The sequence below is a fragment of the Extibacter sp. GGCC_0201 genome, assembly GCF_017566055.1.
Classification (GTDB): domain Bacteria; phylum Bacillota; class Clostridia; order Lachnospirales; family Lachnospiraceae; genus Extibacter.
This window is the reverse complement of the sequence record NZ_JABFCH010000004.1, coordinates 185,252-199,675: the sequence shown is the minus strand read 5'-3', so window position 1 is coordinate 199,675 and position 14,424 is coordinate 185,252. Positions and strand designations below refer to the sequence as shown.

Genomic DNA, 14,424 nt, shown 5'->3' with positions numbered 1-14,424 from the left:
GGCCAACGCCGCGGTGGGCCGGGTGGTGTCGATCCTGATTTCCATGGTGGACACGCCCGACAAGGGGGTGGCCGGGTCACCTGCCGCTGTGCACACCAGGTCTGCCGTCCAGCCGCGTGAAGACGAAGGGGCTTGATCCTTCAGGATCTGGTCCGAGACCGCCCCGGGACGGCCCTGGTGGGTGTTCACGTAGGTGGTGGCATCCGTCACGGACCCGGGGCGGCCTCCGCTCCCGCCGGCATCCCGGTACCGCTGCACGTAGTCGTATTCCCCCGTGATGTGGGTGCTGTCTCCGTGGACCTTGACGTAATATTTGGTCCAGCCATTCACCCCTCCGCCGGGATTGGTGCCGGTGGGGCTGTAGGCTGCATCGGCTGCCAGCTGCTCTCCCTGAGGGTTGGGCAGGTTTTTGGGCAGGGTAGCGGAGATGCTGGGGGAGGCGCTGGTCCTGGAGGTGACGAGCCGGGTGGTGGACGAGGTGTCCCACGCCGGGTCGGCAGACCCGGAATTGTCCACCGCTGTTACGGTCTGGGTCTTCCTCCCGATATGGATCACCTTCCGGCTGCTGACGGAGCCTCCGGAGTCAAAGTAAGGGTCGGAACCACTGTCATCGACGTCAGAGAGAAGCAGTCGACCGTTTGGAGGAATGAGTTTTGCAGGGTTTGATGTGTACCACGCTCTGACGTCCTCTTGATAGAAAGTCTTGTTGACGTTTTTTCCCACAGTGATCTGTGCGTCGGGCGCAACGACGGTGGGTGGGGAGGCGTAGAGAACTGGCCAAGTCACACGCACTCGGGCAGTGAACGAGCTCGGCCACACCCCAGGGCCAGCCGGAGGCCCCGGCTTCACAGACATTAGTTGTAAGGTGCCGTTGGGGACATTGGTTGTTAAGTTTGGTTGTATAGCTTTTATTATGCAATCGGTTATATCCCCAGGGATTGTATATAGTAATTGTGTAGGAAACGGAACCCCATAAAAGGAGTGATAGATGGAGTTGAATGTGCTACCGAGGGTGCAGGCATCGGGCATTGACCCGCTTATACCGAGATCTGACAGAGTCACATTTCGATACTTCCCAGATTTATGGTTTAATTTAAACAAGATGGTGTTTGGTTGGGGTGATACCAGCCCGGCGTATATTTGGATTGTAGATCCGGTACGGCAGGCATCTGACCAGAAGTTTGTAGGGAATGTTTTAATTGTTGTTCCCGCCAGCGAGACAGTAAACCCCTGGCTAGTCGTCACAGTAGCCGGAGGAGCATATACGTCCCTTCCACCCCAATTTCCGGTGGGGACAGGATAAGCTTTTCCACCGAAGGGAAAAGTTATTGAGTGCCCCGTGCCCCGGAAATAGTCCGTGTAAAATTGACTAGGTTGGCAGTTTATAGGCACGTCGACTTCGAGACTTTCAGTCCGTGTCAAGGTTTCAGCCATCGATACGGAGGAGTCTAGAGCGACAACGCAAGCAACGCTAAACAACCCCAATAATATTTTTATCCCTAATTTCATACATGTCTCCTTTCCTCACAAATTTTGATGTCGCATTATTCACCCCTTACCACTTGATGGCTTTCGAATGGCTCCAGAGACCACCTAGGTATTTCTGTCTTTTTTCCCTGTATAATTTACTCTGACTATGTCCATTCCTCCTATTGATTTCACAAGATTTTAATACTGGTACAAAAATCAGACTTTTCTATCCAGGTGTGATAATGTAATAAAAACACGGAAAACCTGCCATTTTATTCCATTTTCAGACAAAAAAAGAACTGGAAATAAAAGTCTACCTTTTTTCCCAATCTTAGACTTTTATCCAGCTTTTTTTATTCTCCAAAATACACCTTATATGGATTCTTCAGTCCATCTGGTAAGGGTGATATGACTGGTTTGCAGATAGCATACGGTCTCCCGCAGGCTTATCTATTACTTTCGACATACTACGTCTTTGCGCGAGTGCGCATCTCCCGGAGGGTTTTGTTACACAGGAAGTTCCCTATGTAATATAAAAACAGACAGCGGACACCTTGCGGTATACGCTGCCTGCGACTGCCATATCAGGCTCTTTCACTGTAATGATGCGCTTCTTCAAGCATCATATCTTTTACTTTCATCAGACGAATCTGGGAGCTTCTTTCGTTCTCATCCAGCTTCATCGTAATATACTTGATGTTTTTCTGTGCTTCCGGAATTATGACATGTTCCAGCGCATTGACGCGGCGTCTCGTCTTCTCGATTTCCACCGCCATGAGCTGGCATGCTTTTTCCGTCTCCGCAAGTTTCAGCATATCCGGCAGAATGTCTGCCAGAGATTTTACAGCACCGTCCAGGTCGCTGGAAGTAAAGGCAAAGCCGTAAGAATATATATCATTCGCGTCCGCAGTCCTGGTCTTCGTCTCAAAGACCGGGATGTTGACGCTCATGACGTTCTTCTTGCCAACTTCCAGGTTCACCTCCTGCTTGGGTGCCATCAGCGCTGTATTCAGCGTAGCTTCGTCCATTCCGGCCTTGGCTATGACAAAATTCTTATTTGCAGAGCGGATTCCGGCCTCTACTTTCAGACGCAGTTCCATATTCTCACGGACAAGGTCCAGGAACTGGCGCATCAGCTCGTCACGTTTGTCTTTCAGGAGCTTATGCCCCTTAGCAGCTGTGACTAATTTTTTCTTTGTCTTGGTCAACTCCATACGGGTAGGAGTCACCTGCGTAGATGCCATCTATCCATCCACCTCCCTTTTCTGTTAATACATGCCGGCGTCGCTGCGGGCTGACGCCCTATGCAGCTTGCAGGAGCCATATCGATTGGCCTGCCTACGCCGGTGCCAGCTCGATTTCGCTTCGCTTCTTCTCGCTGCGGGCTGGCGCCCTATGCAGCTTGCAGGAACCAGCCATTTGCAAGCAAGCTTGCATGGCTGATCCTTCAATCTGCGCACGGCTTACTGCTTTCCATAGTATAAATCTAAGAATTTGTCGTCGATACGTTTTAGCTCGGCTCTTGGCAGCATGGACAGAAGTTTCCAGCCGATTTCGAGGGTCTCCTCGATGGAGCGGTCGGTGTTGTATCCTTGTGATACGTATTCCTTCTCGAATGCATCGGCAAATTTGGCGTAGAGGAGGTCAATCTCGGTGAGGGCTGCCTCTCCGAGGATAGTCATAAGCTCTTTCGCGTCTTTACCACGTGCATATGCTGCAAACAGCTGGTTCAGCGTATTGGAATGGTCGGCTCTTGTCTTTCCGTCACCAATACCTTTATCTTTCAGACGTGACAGTGAAGGCAGCACGTCGATTGGCGGCTGAACGCCTTTTCTGTATAAGTCACGGCTCAGGATAATCTGGCCTTCCGTAATATATCCTGTCAAGTCAGGAATCGGATGTGTCTTATCATCTTCCGGCATCGTCAGGATAGGAATCATCGTTATACTTCCCTTTTTGCCGTTCTGGCGTCCTGCTCTCTCATAGAGGGATGCAAGGTCGGTATACATGTAGCCGGGGTAGCCACGGCGCCCAGGCACTTCCTTACGGGCTGCGGACACCTCACGGAGCGCATCCGCATAGTTTGTGATGTCTGTCAGGATGACAAGTACATGCATATCCTTTTCAAATGCCAGATATTCTGCTGCGGTCAGCGCCATACGAGGTGTGGAGATACGCTCGATAGCCGGGTCGTTTGCAAGGTTGACGAACAGTACCGTCCTGTCGATAGCCCCAGTCTCCTTAAATGATTCAACGAAGAAGTTGGACTCCTCGAATGTGATACCCATAGCGGCGAATACAACCGCAAAGTTCTCATCTGTCCCGCGCACCTTTGCCTGTCTCGCAATCTGTGCCGCCAGATTGGCATGTGGCAGACCTGACGCAGAGAAGATAGGCAGCTTCTGTCCACGGACGAGGGTGTTCAGTCCGTCAATGGCAGAGACACCCGTCTGTATGAACTCCTCAGGGTAGCTTCTGGCTGCAGGATTCATAGGCAGGCCGTTAATATCCCTCCGTTCTTCCGGAAGAATCTCAGGTCCGTCGTCTATCGGTCGTCCCAGGCCGTCAAATACACGTCCGAGCATGTCCCCGGACACTCCAAGTTCCATGCTCCTCCCGAGGAAACGTACTTTACTGTTGCTCAGGTTGATACCTGTCGCACTCTCAAAGAGCTGTACGAGCGCATCATTTCCGTTGATTTCCAGTACCTTGCAACGGCGTCTCTCGCCGCTTGCAAGTTCAATCTCGCCCAGTTCGTCATAGGCAACGTTTTCGACACCGCGCACCAGCATAAGAGGGCCGGCAACTTCCTGTATGGTTCTGTATTCTTTTGGCATAATTAGAAGTCCTCCTTCCCAAACGCACCTGCGATTTCGGTGTGCAGTTCATTTAATATCTTCTCATACTCTGTCTCGATGTCTGCATCCAGAGTATATTTATAACGTCCGATTCGCTCTCTTACTTCCATGTTGATCAGAATCTGCATAGAAGCGCCCCGGCCCAGTGCCTCGGATGCTTCCTCATAGAATGCCAGAACAAGCTTCATCATCAGGTACTGCTTTCTGAGAGATGTATACGTATCAATCTCATGGAAAGAGTTCTGGTGCAGGAAATCCTCACGGATAGACCTTGCGGCCTCCATCTTGAGGCGGTCCGTCGGTGACAGCGCATCCATACCTACCATTTTTACGATTTCATCAAGCTCTGCCTCTTCCTGCAGAAGGCTCATCATCTTCTGACGCCCTTCCATCCAGTCAGATGCCACTTCATTGTTAAACCAGTCAGCCATATTGTCAACATACAGGGAGTAGCTGGTCAGCCAGTTGATTGCAGGGAAATGACGCTTGTAAGCCAATGCAGAATCCAGCCCCCAGAACACCTTGACGATACGCAGAGTCGCCTGGGATACCGGTTCAGAGATATCTCCGCCCGGAGGGGATACGGCTCCGATTACGGAGAGTGCCCCTTCCCTTTCATCCTGTCCAAGGGATATTACATGTCCCGCTCTTTCATAGAACTGTGCCAGACGGCTTCCGAGGTAAGCAGGATATCCTTCTTCACCAGGCATCTCCTCCAGACGTCCTGACATCTCACGGAGGGCCTCTGCCCAACGGGATGTGGAGTCTGCCATCAGCGCTACGGAGTATCCCATATCACGAAAATATTCCGCTATCGTGATACCGGTGTAGATAGATGCCTCACGGGCAGCAACCGGCATATCTGACGTATTGGCGATGAGGACGGTCCTCTGCATCAGTGACTGTCCCGTCTTAGGGTCCTTCAGCTCAGGAAATTCGTTCAGAACGTCCGTCATCTCGTTACCACGCTCGCCGCATCCGATATATACCACGATGTCGGCCTCCGCCCATTTCGCCAGCTGATGCTGGATAACTGTCTTACCGCTTCCGAATGGTCCCGGAACCGCGGCAACACCGCCTTTTGCAATCGGGAAGAATGTGTCTACGACACGCTGTCCTGTTACGAGCGGCTTCTCTGGTGGAAGCTTCTTTACATACGGACGGCCTTTACGTACCGGCCATCTCTGCAGCATCGTAAGCTCTTTATCGCCGTCTTTTGTGGCAATGACTGCCACGGTCTCTTCCACTGTAAATTCACCCGGCTTAATCTCTTTTACTGTACCTTCGATACCGTAAGGCACCATAATCTTCTGCTGAACGACGATAGTCTCCTGCACGGTACCAAGCACATCACCTGCTACGACTTCGTCTCCGGCTTTTGCGACGGGAACAAATTCCCATTTTTTATCTCTTTTCAGGGAAGCAACCTCCACACCTCTCTGCAGGCTGTTTCCTGATACTTTCATAATATCGTCAAGCGGACGCTGGATACCATCGTAAATGCTTGCGATAAGACCAGGTCCGAGTTCTACAGACATAGGCACTTCCATAGATTCTACCGGTTCCCCCGGCCCCAAGCCCGATGTCTCCTCATATACCTGAATTGATGCCTCGTCCCCGTGCATCTCGATAATCTCTCCAATGAGCCGCTGATTGCTAACACGTACAACGTCGAACATGTTAGCGTCCCGCATCCCTTCTGCGATAACCAGCGGTCCCGCTACTTTTTTAATCGTACCTGTACTCATTTGGACGAATCACCCACCTTTCCTTCTTTATTCGTTCCCAAAGATAATATCAGAGCCTACCGCCTGCTCTACAGACTTCTTGACGCCTTCCACCCCTGCTCCGGTATTGCCGGATATGCCGGGAATCTGGATGATGGCCGGTACGGCCTGCTCCTGATATTTCTCTATTTCATGTTTTAATTCTGCCGCCATCGCCTCGGTGACATAGATGATGCCATAATCCCCAAGGGTCAGCTGATGCAGCTTTTCTCCGGCCTCCTCGCGGGTACTTACTGGAAATGTGTCAAGACCCAATGTAGCGAAACCGTAGATACTGTCATAATCGCCCAATACCGCAATCTTATACATACATCTCCCTTACCCTTTCTCGGATTGAATCATCCGGTAAGTCATTGAGTTTGCCGGAAAGAATGATTCGTACCGTCTTTATTTCATTCTGTCTTGCAATTACATAGGCAATTACAGGCCCTATTGTAAATGCATTATATTTCTGTGGACTTATCGTCTGAATAATTCGGTTATCACACCATCTCTCAAATGCCGACGGAGACTCCGCCAGCGCTTCTGCACCTTCCGCATATGCGGTACCGGACAAATAGTCCCGGATAGCATCCATGCCGGCTAGTGCTGCCTTTGCGAGCTGGTCTACATTGATACTCTCACATTCAGCCATCGCCCTTTTCATAAATTCCAAAGACTTCGCGGTTTTCTGTGAACGGACAGCAATCTTGATATCTGCGACTCCTACCGTAGATTCGGCATAGTCCCGGATAATATCGTCTTTTGCCTGCTGCCCCGCCTCATAGACTGCCTCAAGTGCTGCCCTGTCTATGATTATATCACAGAGCTGACCATCCCTCGTGTGAAGGAGGGTCTCATATGCCTCCTCCGCCGCTGCCTGCATGTTGTGCGGAAGCTTTCCAAAGTCCTTTTCGCGGACAATCTCCAGCATCGCCTTTCCCGGGATGGATACATCCTCATAGAAAATGTGCCTGTTCTCCTCCTCCGTACACACCTCTTTAATTGCAGCTTTCAGGTTGTGGAAAAGTTTCGGGTAGGAAAGCACGTCAAATTTATCCATATCCACGGACAATTCCCTGACCACTTCCCATATCTTCTCCTCTTCCCGGGTCAGTATCGCTTCTGCATCCGCCGGGGTATCGCTGTCTCCCCAACCTCTCTCCTGAAGGAACTGAATACACTGGCCGTAATCCGCACAGGCAATCAGCTGGTCAACAGTGGAATTGGAGAATAGAGAAACTTCCAAAGCACGTATGCGCGCAACCGCGTAGGTATATTGTTCACTCATGTTACTCCTCCTTGTCGCTTATGGTTACGCTTTTTATAAAAATAACAGCTTATGGACCTTGTCTGACAGTTCATCTTTTTTAGCGTCAAACATCGCTTTTATTGTGCAGTTCTCTTCGATACCGCCATACGCAAGAATAAATCCGTTCTCGATATTCCTGCCCGTCTTTGATAAAGTCAGACTGCCTCCCTTTTCAGCGGCAACACCGCTTATTTTTGCCTCATATCCGTCAGGAAGACGTTCAAGGTCTGCGGATGAAAAATAAATCTCTCCCTCCTGCGGCAGGGCATATTTGCCGAGCAGTTTCAGCAGCATGTCAAAGTACGCACCGCTTTCCATTGTCTTCAAAGTTCCGTAGGCCTTATCCAGTGCTTCCGCAATAATCTCCTGCTTTGCAGCAAGAATCTTCGTCCTTCTCTGCAAATCTATGGAAGAGACGATTCTCTCTTTATAATTTGCAATTTCCGCCTCGGATTTTTGGGAGATGCTGCTGGTTATCTTGGCCGCCTCTGCTTTTGCCTTATCCAGAATCTCTTCTGCCTGGCTTTTCGCATCGGACAGCTTGCTGTCAGCTGCTGCTTTCGCTTCATCCAGAATCTGACTTTTCATTTTATCTAATCCAGTCATCTCGCACGCTCTCCTTTTCTTAATCTTTGTTTCATGCTTACTTATATACTGATTGCAGTAACAGATAAGATAGAGATCAAAAGTGCAAGAATTGCATATGTCTCAACCATTGCAGGGAAAAGCATAGCTTTACCGAACTGGTCCGGTTTCTTGGCGATGATGCCGATAGCTGCCGCAGAAGTCTTGCCCTGATATTTTCCTGAAATCAGTCCTACGATACCGATCGGCATGCAGGCCGCAAGAATAAGAAGCCCCGTAGTTACTGAGATATCTGCTGCGCCTCCGCCTAACAGGCCGATTTTAGACAATGTGATAAAGCCAACGAGCAGACCATAGATTCCCTGTGTGCCGGGAAGCAGCTGCATGATAAGAACTTTGGCAAATTTGCTCGGATCCTCTGTAACAACCCCTGAGGCTGCCTGTCCGGCGATACCAACGCCGATTGCGGATCCTGCACCTGCAAGGAATACAGCCACTGCTGCACCAAGTAACGCGTAAACAATACCTAAATCACTCCAAATACTCATTATAAAGTTTCCTCCTTAATATCTACATATTTTGTATCTGAATGGAATGGCTCGAAAGGCTTTCCGCCACCCTCATAAAATTTGCTGAAGAATTCAACAAACTGTAAACGGTTCGTATGGACATATGCACCCAGAAGGTTGATGGCCATATTAAGTGTGTGACCGACTATAAATACGATGACAAATGCTATGACTCCTATCACTCCGCTCCCTATCATGGATGCCATCTGGTTAACTACGGAAGCGATAACTCCTGTCGCAAGGCCAAGGGCCAGAAGACGGGAATAGGACAGCACGTCGCTCAGCCAGCCTGTAATATTGTACAGATCGTATGCTCCCAGTGCTATTCTAAGAGCCGGGTTCTTGCTGGAACGTCCCGACATCAGCAATAGGCCGACGGCACCGATAATTGCGAACGCTTTGGCCAGCATATTGACGGCCGGCGGGAAATTGATCTCTGCCTGTGCTATGGATGCGAATATCTCGCTTGGCAGCAGCATCAGAATCAGCCCTGTCAAAAATACATACCAGAGCACCACGTCACAGAAGAAATCCAGCACTTTGCCGTCTTTGAGACACATATATCCTTTGATGCCAAGTCCGATGAACAGATGAATCACACCGAACAGCATAGAATAAATCAGCAGCCGCATCGGGTCGTTCAGCGGAACAAACCAGAGTTCCTTGATATTTACCGCGGTTCCGAAGAACTTTTCAGAAAATACCGGTATCACGTCTCCAAAATATCCTCCAAAGAGAACACCCCAGAATAACGTGGAAATCCCACAGAACATAAACATTTTAATCGACTTATGCATACCGTCGCTCATGCGTGGATATTTCCTGAGCAGCACGAAGCACACGATTGCCATGATAGCTCCGTACGCAGCGTCCGACAGCATCAGTCCGAAGAAGAATACATAGAAGAACGACATGATCGTGGTCGGATCAAATTCTCCTTTGTGCGGAAGCCCGTAGGATGCCACGACTCCTTCCACGCTGGAAGAGAAGCCGTTGTTCTTAAGAACGGTAGGCGGCTCTTCGTCTTCTTTCAAGTCCTCTACATCGATTACGCAGTCATACGTCTCTCCGACCGTCTTAAGTACCGCCGGCACAGCCTCCGCTGTGATGTAGCCGCTCATGATGAATGTCCTCTGCGACTGTGGAAGCGTGCCGAGCACTTCGTACTTTTCTGACCGGATCCGGAAATAGTCTGAAATCAGCTTCAGCTCTTCCCGGCGGTCCGCGCAGCCTGCAATCTCCGCTTCCTTTTTCTCAATCTTTTTATTCAATTTTGATATCTCTGCCTCAAGTTCCGTTTTTAGCTGCGCCGGTACTTTGTCCGTCACCTGTGACGGTCTGGCAAATCCGGCCGACCTGAGAGCTTCTTCTACCGCGGCTTCATCTGCCTTCAGGCAGAATACGGTCAGATAGACGGCATCCCTGTCGCTGGCGATAATGTGCACATCAACAGCATCCAGTTCCGGATTCTGCTCTGCAATCTCTGCATATATGCCTTCCAGCGTCAGTCCTCCCGGCATCATCCCTACAAGCATGGCAACGTTGTCCGTACCCGGATGGTCCATCGGTACATCCAGCGCAAGCCATGGCGTCAGAGACTCAATCTGGTTCTCCAGCTTCAGGATATTTGCCCTATTCTCTGCTATCTCTTTATTACAGCCTACGAGCCTGTTGGCTGTCGCTATAATCTTTTCCTTGTCGGCGGCTGCTTTGCTGAACTTTTCCTGTTCTACCAGCTTCTTGCCTTCAAGGCTGGAAAGCATCGAGCTCTTTTCCGGAGCATAGGTTCCGAGTACAGCAAGCGCCTGATCGGCAAGCTGAGCTTTCTTGTCAAAGCTTTGTCTGGCATTCATGGTATCCATTCTGCCAAAAGCCTCGTCATCTTCCACTACATGGTTGATCTCTATGACCCCCATGGACTGGACCTTCTCCAGGATGGCTTTACGGTCCTTCTTAAGCGCGCAGATACTTATCCTTTGCATCTGCAATACTGCCATAGCCGCATCCCTCCTTTACTCTTGATTTTCATAATGCTTTAAACGAGTTCTGCTATAACAGCAGATATCGCATCTCCTTCCTTCTGCTTTGCAGCTTCTTTCAAGGAGACAATCTCCGTCTCTACGTCTGCCAGAGCTTTCTCTACATCTTTTTCTCCAGCTTCTTTCGCAGCCTGAAGTGACGCTTTTGCCTTTGCTTTTGCTTCTGCTTCTGCCTCTTCTTTTATCCTCCCGGCATCCGCAGAGGCCTTTTCAAGGATTGAAGTACATTCTGTATCAGCATTCTTAACAATCTCCTCTGCCTCTTTCTCCGTCTCCTTGATGGCCTTAATGGTTTCTTCTACCATCGGTTCACCACCTCTCTTAGTTGAAACTCCCTGTAGTTAAAATTATAATATGATTCCATAGAAAAGTCCACAAGTATATTGTCTACTAAGGCTCTTCCACGTCTTTCATCTACACAATTCAACAAATATTCTATCAATTTTACCATTTAAAAGCTTGACGCCCTTCTGCGGTAAAACTGAAGAATATGTGCCATAACCTTTCCTCTCTGATCAGCTGCATATGAAAGAAGGGTATTATTATGTAATATCGACAATTTTACATAATAATTTATACAGCGCCACCAAAGTTTATAGGTTTTACAGATTTCCATCCTGCTGCCACGCAAGACGATGGAGATGTCCTTTTAGATTCATACCTGTAAAACCGTTTTGGCGCAGCGCTTCATATAATATGACTGCCACGGAATTGCCCAGATTCAACGACCTGATGTCGCCTACCATAGGAATGCGTATACTGTCTTCTTTATGTTTTACCAATATCTCCTCCGGTATTCCTGCACTTTCCTTACCGAACATAATATAACAGTCCGGTTCATAATGGACATCTGTATATACGTTAGGCGCTTTCGTCGTCGCCATATATATCTTAGCCCCTTTATTCTTGTCCAGAAATTCATCAAAGTCGATATATGTGGTCACGTCCAGATCGTCCCAGTAGTCCATGCCGGCACGCTTCAGATTCTTTTCATTCAGCCTGAAGCCAAGCGGCTCGATCAGATGAAGCCGCGTGTTCGTTGCCACGCACGTCCTGCCGATATTGCCGGTATTGGCCGGAATCTCTGGCTCGTGCAACACAATATTCAGCATTTCCTTTCCTCCTCGTAAGCCTTTTTTAACTACTTCCTTCTATTTTAGTGAAAAACCTCCGGCCCGTCAACATACACTTTTGTTACTTTTGTATTACGATTTTACCAAAATATTGGGATTTTTTAACATTTTAGCTATATCAAATTGTGAACAGGGACGTAGGTAAATTAAAAATGGTTACGTCCCAAATTAAACTTTGCCCTGTACCCAAATGGAAAAAAGAGCGGTCATCTTTCAATTACCGCTCTTAGTATGTCCTATTATTTTATTTATCTCATCTGGTACAGGTCTGTCGATGTACCTGATTTCTTCTCCGTTGCGTATGACTTTGTCATTGTTGTCTGTCACGCGTCCGATGACTGCTGCTTCTATTCCATTGCGCCGAAGTTCGCCGGCCAGCCCTTTGCCGTCGGCGGCAAGTATGAGGAAGCTTCCGGTGGAGGTCAGCTGGTATGGATTCAGCCGGTAATTCTCACATACTTCTATCGTCTCCTGGCGGACTGATATCTTCTTCATGTCAATATCTATGCCTGTCCCTGCCTCTTTCGCCAGATACCACAGCGCCGCAAATATACCGCCCTCCGTAATCTGGCGCAGGATGCGTATGTCCGCCCCTCTGGCAATCCGGATTGCTTCTCCGGCGAATATGCTGCCTTTAAAGGCTTCTATCTGCTTAACGAATGGGGGGGCGAATCTCTCCTTCAGTTCAGCTTCCCGCTCCTCTGCAATCCTAAGCATGCCCGCAAGTCCAATCCAGCCTGTCAGCACGATTTCCCCTCCCGGGACTGCGGCGTCCACCGGCTGCACCGTACGCTCCGTGATACCGGTACATGTAACGGCAACAAGCGGCAGAGAGGCCGCAGGTGTTTTATGCTGATGGATGGAAAGTAGCGGCACGCCCTGCTCCCTGCAGGCTTTTTCAATCGCCTTTTGGACAGCAGGAATCCGGGAGCTTCTATGCGCTTCGGGTATCAGGATATACACCTGCGCTTTCAGGCTCTCGGCCCCCTCCGCCGCCAGTTCATTCAATGCTTCCGCCAGTGCATATATCCCAATCTCTTTCGACTGTCCGCCTATGCAGGATGTGGCGCTGACTGCGCGCATCGTCTGTATGTCTGTACTCTTCATCTTTGGTCCACTCTCTTTCACTGTCACTGTTCCGTCCTACTCGCCTTCGCCCCCGCCGGCAATCAGCCCTTTCGCCTCCGCCACGGCAGCATCAATCGCCGCTTTGTCCTGGGAGCTGATTGCTTTGCGGACGAGCTCTGCCGCCTCTGCATTCTCAGTCATAGTTCCAACCTCAATAATCTGGTCCGACTTCTCATATGTGCTGTTATTGATGATATCGCGGCTTACCTCCGCCCCGTCCTGGTACACTACCTTCCAGAGCCTTGCCGTCTTGCCGGTATGAGGGCTGCCCGTATATTGGACGCTGCCCAGTTCCGCCTCTTTGTTTTCCTTATAAGTGACACCATAATCCTCTGTTGTGAGCGTCTCGCTTTCATACTCTACAGTCCTACCTTCCGCCCTGGTGTCATTACCATAAATCGTAAACCGCATCTGATTGGCACTGTCGATTTCCGCTGCGATGTAGACGGGCGTCTCATAGCTGTTTTTAAACTTAAGGTCAAGGTAGTCCCCTGCAATTGCCGCGTCTCTCGACGGATCCACATAAGCTACCAGCATGGAGTGCGGATATCGTTCCAGCACTTCCAGTTCTGAATACAGCACCGCATTATAAAGTGTCGTCGACACCTGACAGATGCCGCCTCCAAAGGAATCCACCACCTGCCCGTTCTCATAGGAACCGGCCTCTACATACCCATGTTCCGCATCGTAAGGGGCGGTCGTATCATGGACGGACAGTTCATCGCCGGGCATAAGGATGGTTCCATTGATCTTATCCACACCTGTCTTCAGATTCTTCCAGCGCTCTCCGCCTCCGGCATCTGTAGAAAATGACCCTAGTTCATCCTTTATGGCTTCAAGGTCTTTCGCCTTGATGGACGGTTCCTCAGTCTTGACGGCCATCTTGACCCTGAATCCTTTATGGTCCCATCTGTCATTCAGATAGTTGACAATCATTTTCGCGGATGCCTTTTCATCTACGGTCTCGCCTTTCTTTTCTTTTGTTATCTCAAAGCCGTCACCGCTCTTTTCTATGCTGGCATCTACCGCATGGTCCGCAAGTTCTTCCACCCTCTCGTCAATGACCGCTTTTGTCTTCTCATCATCCAGGACAAACCCCTCACCGAGGACAAGCTTCTCTTTTTTCAGGCCTTTTATCTGACGGTACCGGGTGAAGAGGCGCCCCTTCTTTCCGTAGCCGGCTGCCTTATCCACAACTTTTCCGATATCTTTATACGAAAGCCCCAGTTCCTCAAGTGTCGCCTCCGCGGATTTATCGCCCACCTTCATCGTAATCTTCAACGCCTGATCTTCCATGAGGTGTTCCTTCATCCGTTCCCTGGCTTCTTTTTTAGTCAGCCCCGAGACATTGACATTGCCGATATAGATATTATCACATATCTTATGTTCCGGTACCTTTGAAACATACCTGTACAACACCAGATAGGATGCACCGGTGAGGACGATAGCACACAAGACGGCAAGGCCAAAAAGAATCCTCATCCTTCTCCGCCTTTTCTGTGTCATCCTCCTGCTTGCTTTTTTACGCCGATTCTGAGCCATAAGCCTCCCCCTGACTTTTCCC

At 49.6% G+C, this 14,424-nt stretch carries 14 protein-coding genes; 1 reads left to right on the top strand and 13 read right to left on the bottom strand.

Features of this window, described 5'->3' with window-relative positions; genetic code table 11:
- On the bottom strand, nt 1-555 hold a 555-nt coding region (locus HJV72_RS04515), incomplete at its 3' end, for a hypothetical protein (RefSeq protein ID WP_208069037.1).
- Nucleotides 556-988: 433 nt separating this feature from the next.
- On the opposite strand from HJV72_RS04515, the gene HJV72_RS04510 reads away from it, so the two are divergent.
- Nucleotides 989-1,303 (top strand): hypothetical protein, encoded by a 315-nt coding sequence (locus HJV72_RS04510; RefSeq protein WP_208069035.1) that lies wholly within the window; start codon nt 989-991, stop codon nt 1,301-1,303.
- 751 nt (nt 1,304-2,054) lie between these two features.
- On the opposite strand, the gene HJV72_RS04505 is transcribed toward HJV72_RS04510, so the two are convergent.
- The 12 genes from HJV72_RS04505 to HJV72_RS04450 form a co-directional block, all read right to left on the bottom strand.
- Nucleotides 2,055-2,714: a V-type ATP synthase subunit D gene (locus HJV72_RS04505; protein WP_208069034.1), complete on the bottom strand. Its 660-nt coding sequence runs from the start codon at nt 2,712-2,714 to the stop codon at nt 2,055-2,057.
- A 219-nt stretch (nt 2,715-2,933) separates the two neighbouring features.
- Nucleotides 2,934-4,307 (bottom strand): V-type ATP synthase subunit B, encoded by a 1,374-nt coding sequence (locus tag HJV72_RS04500; RefSeq protein ID WP_208069033.1) that lies wholly within the window; start codon nt 4,305-4,307, stop codon nt 2,934-2,936.
- 2 nt (nt 4,308-4,309) lie between these two features.
- Nucleotides 4,310-6,076, bottom strand: a complete 1,767-nt coding sequence (locus tag HJV72_RS04495) for a V-type ATP synthase subunit A (RefSeq protein WP_208069032.1) — start codon at nt 6,074-6,076, stop codon at nt 4,310-4,312.
- Nucleotides 6,077-6,103: 27 nt separating this feature from the next.
- Entirely contained in the window at nt 6,104-6,424 is a 321-nt protein-coding gene (locus tag HJV72_RS04490) for a V-type ATP synthase subunit F (protein ID WP_049728612.1), read from the bottom strand.
- On the bottom strand, nt 6,417-7,385 hold the full coding sequence (locus tag HJV72_RS04485; RefSeq protein ID WP_208069031.1) for a V0D/AC39 family V-type ATPase subunit: 969 nt from the start codon (nt 7,383-7,385) through the stop codon (nt 6,417-6,419). The genes HJV72_RS04490 and HJV72_RS04485 overlap by 8 nt, the downstream gene beginning before the upstream one ends.
- Nucleotides 7,386-7,418: 33 nt before the next feature.
- Nucleotides 7,419-8,012 (bottom strand): V-type ATP synthase subunit E, encoded by a 594-nt coding sequence (locus tag HJV72_RS04480; protein WP_208069030.1) that lies wholly within the window; start codon nt 8,010-8,012, stop codon nt 7,419-7,421.
- 41 nt (nt 8,013-8,053) lie between these two features.
- Entirely contained in the window at nt 8,054-8,539 is a 486-nt protein-coding gene (locus HJV72_RS04475; protein WP_049728609.1) for a V-type ATP synthase subunit K, read from the bottom strand.
- Nucleotides 8,539-10,557, bottom strand: a complete 2,019-nt coding sequence (locus tag HJV72_RS04470) for a V-type ATP synthase subunit I (RefSeq protein WP_208069029.1) — start codon at nt 10,555-10,557, stop codon at nt 8,539-8,541. Before HJV72_RS04470 ends, HJV72_RS04475 begins: the two co-directional genes overlap by 1 nt.
- Nucleotides 10,558-10,595: 38 nt before the next feature.
- On the bottom strand, nt 10,596-10,904 hold the full coding sequence (locus tag HJV72_RS04465; protein ID WP_208069028.1) for a hypothetical protein: 309 nt from the start codon (nt 10,902-10,904) through the stop codon (nt 10,596-10,598).
- 297 nt (nt 10,905-11,201) lie between these two features.
- The gene (locus HJV72_RS04460) at nt 11,202-11,711 is read right to left on the bottom strand and encodes a tRNA (cytidine(34)-2'-O)-methyltransferase (RefSeq protein WP_208069027.1); all 510 of its coding nucleotides are present in this window, start codon (nt 11,709-11,711) and stop codon (nt 11,202-11,204) included.
- A gap of 234 nt (nt 11,712-11,945) precedes the next feature.
- Nucleotides 11,946-12,839 (bottom strand): AIR synthase-related protein, encoded by an 894-nt coding sequence (locus tag HJV72_RS04455; RefSeq protein WP_208069025.1) that lies wholly within the window; start codon nt 12,837-12,839, stop codon nt 11,946-11,948.
- A gap of 36 nt (nt 12,840-12,875) precedes the next feature.
- Nucleotides 12,876-14,402, bottom strand: coding sequence for a VanW family protein (locus tag HJV72_RS04450; RefSeq protein ID WP_208069023.1), 1,527 nt, complete (start codon nt 14,400-14,402; stop codon nt 12,876-12,878).
- Nucleotides 14,403-14,424: the final 22 nt, after the last annotated feature.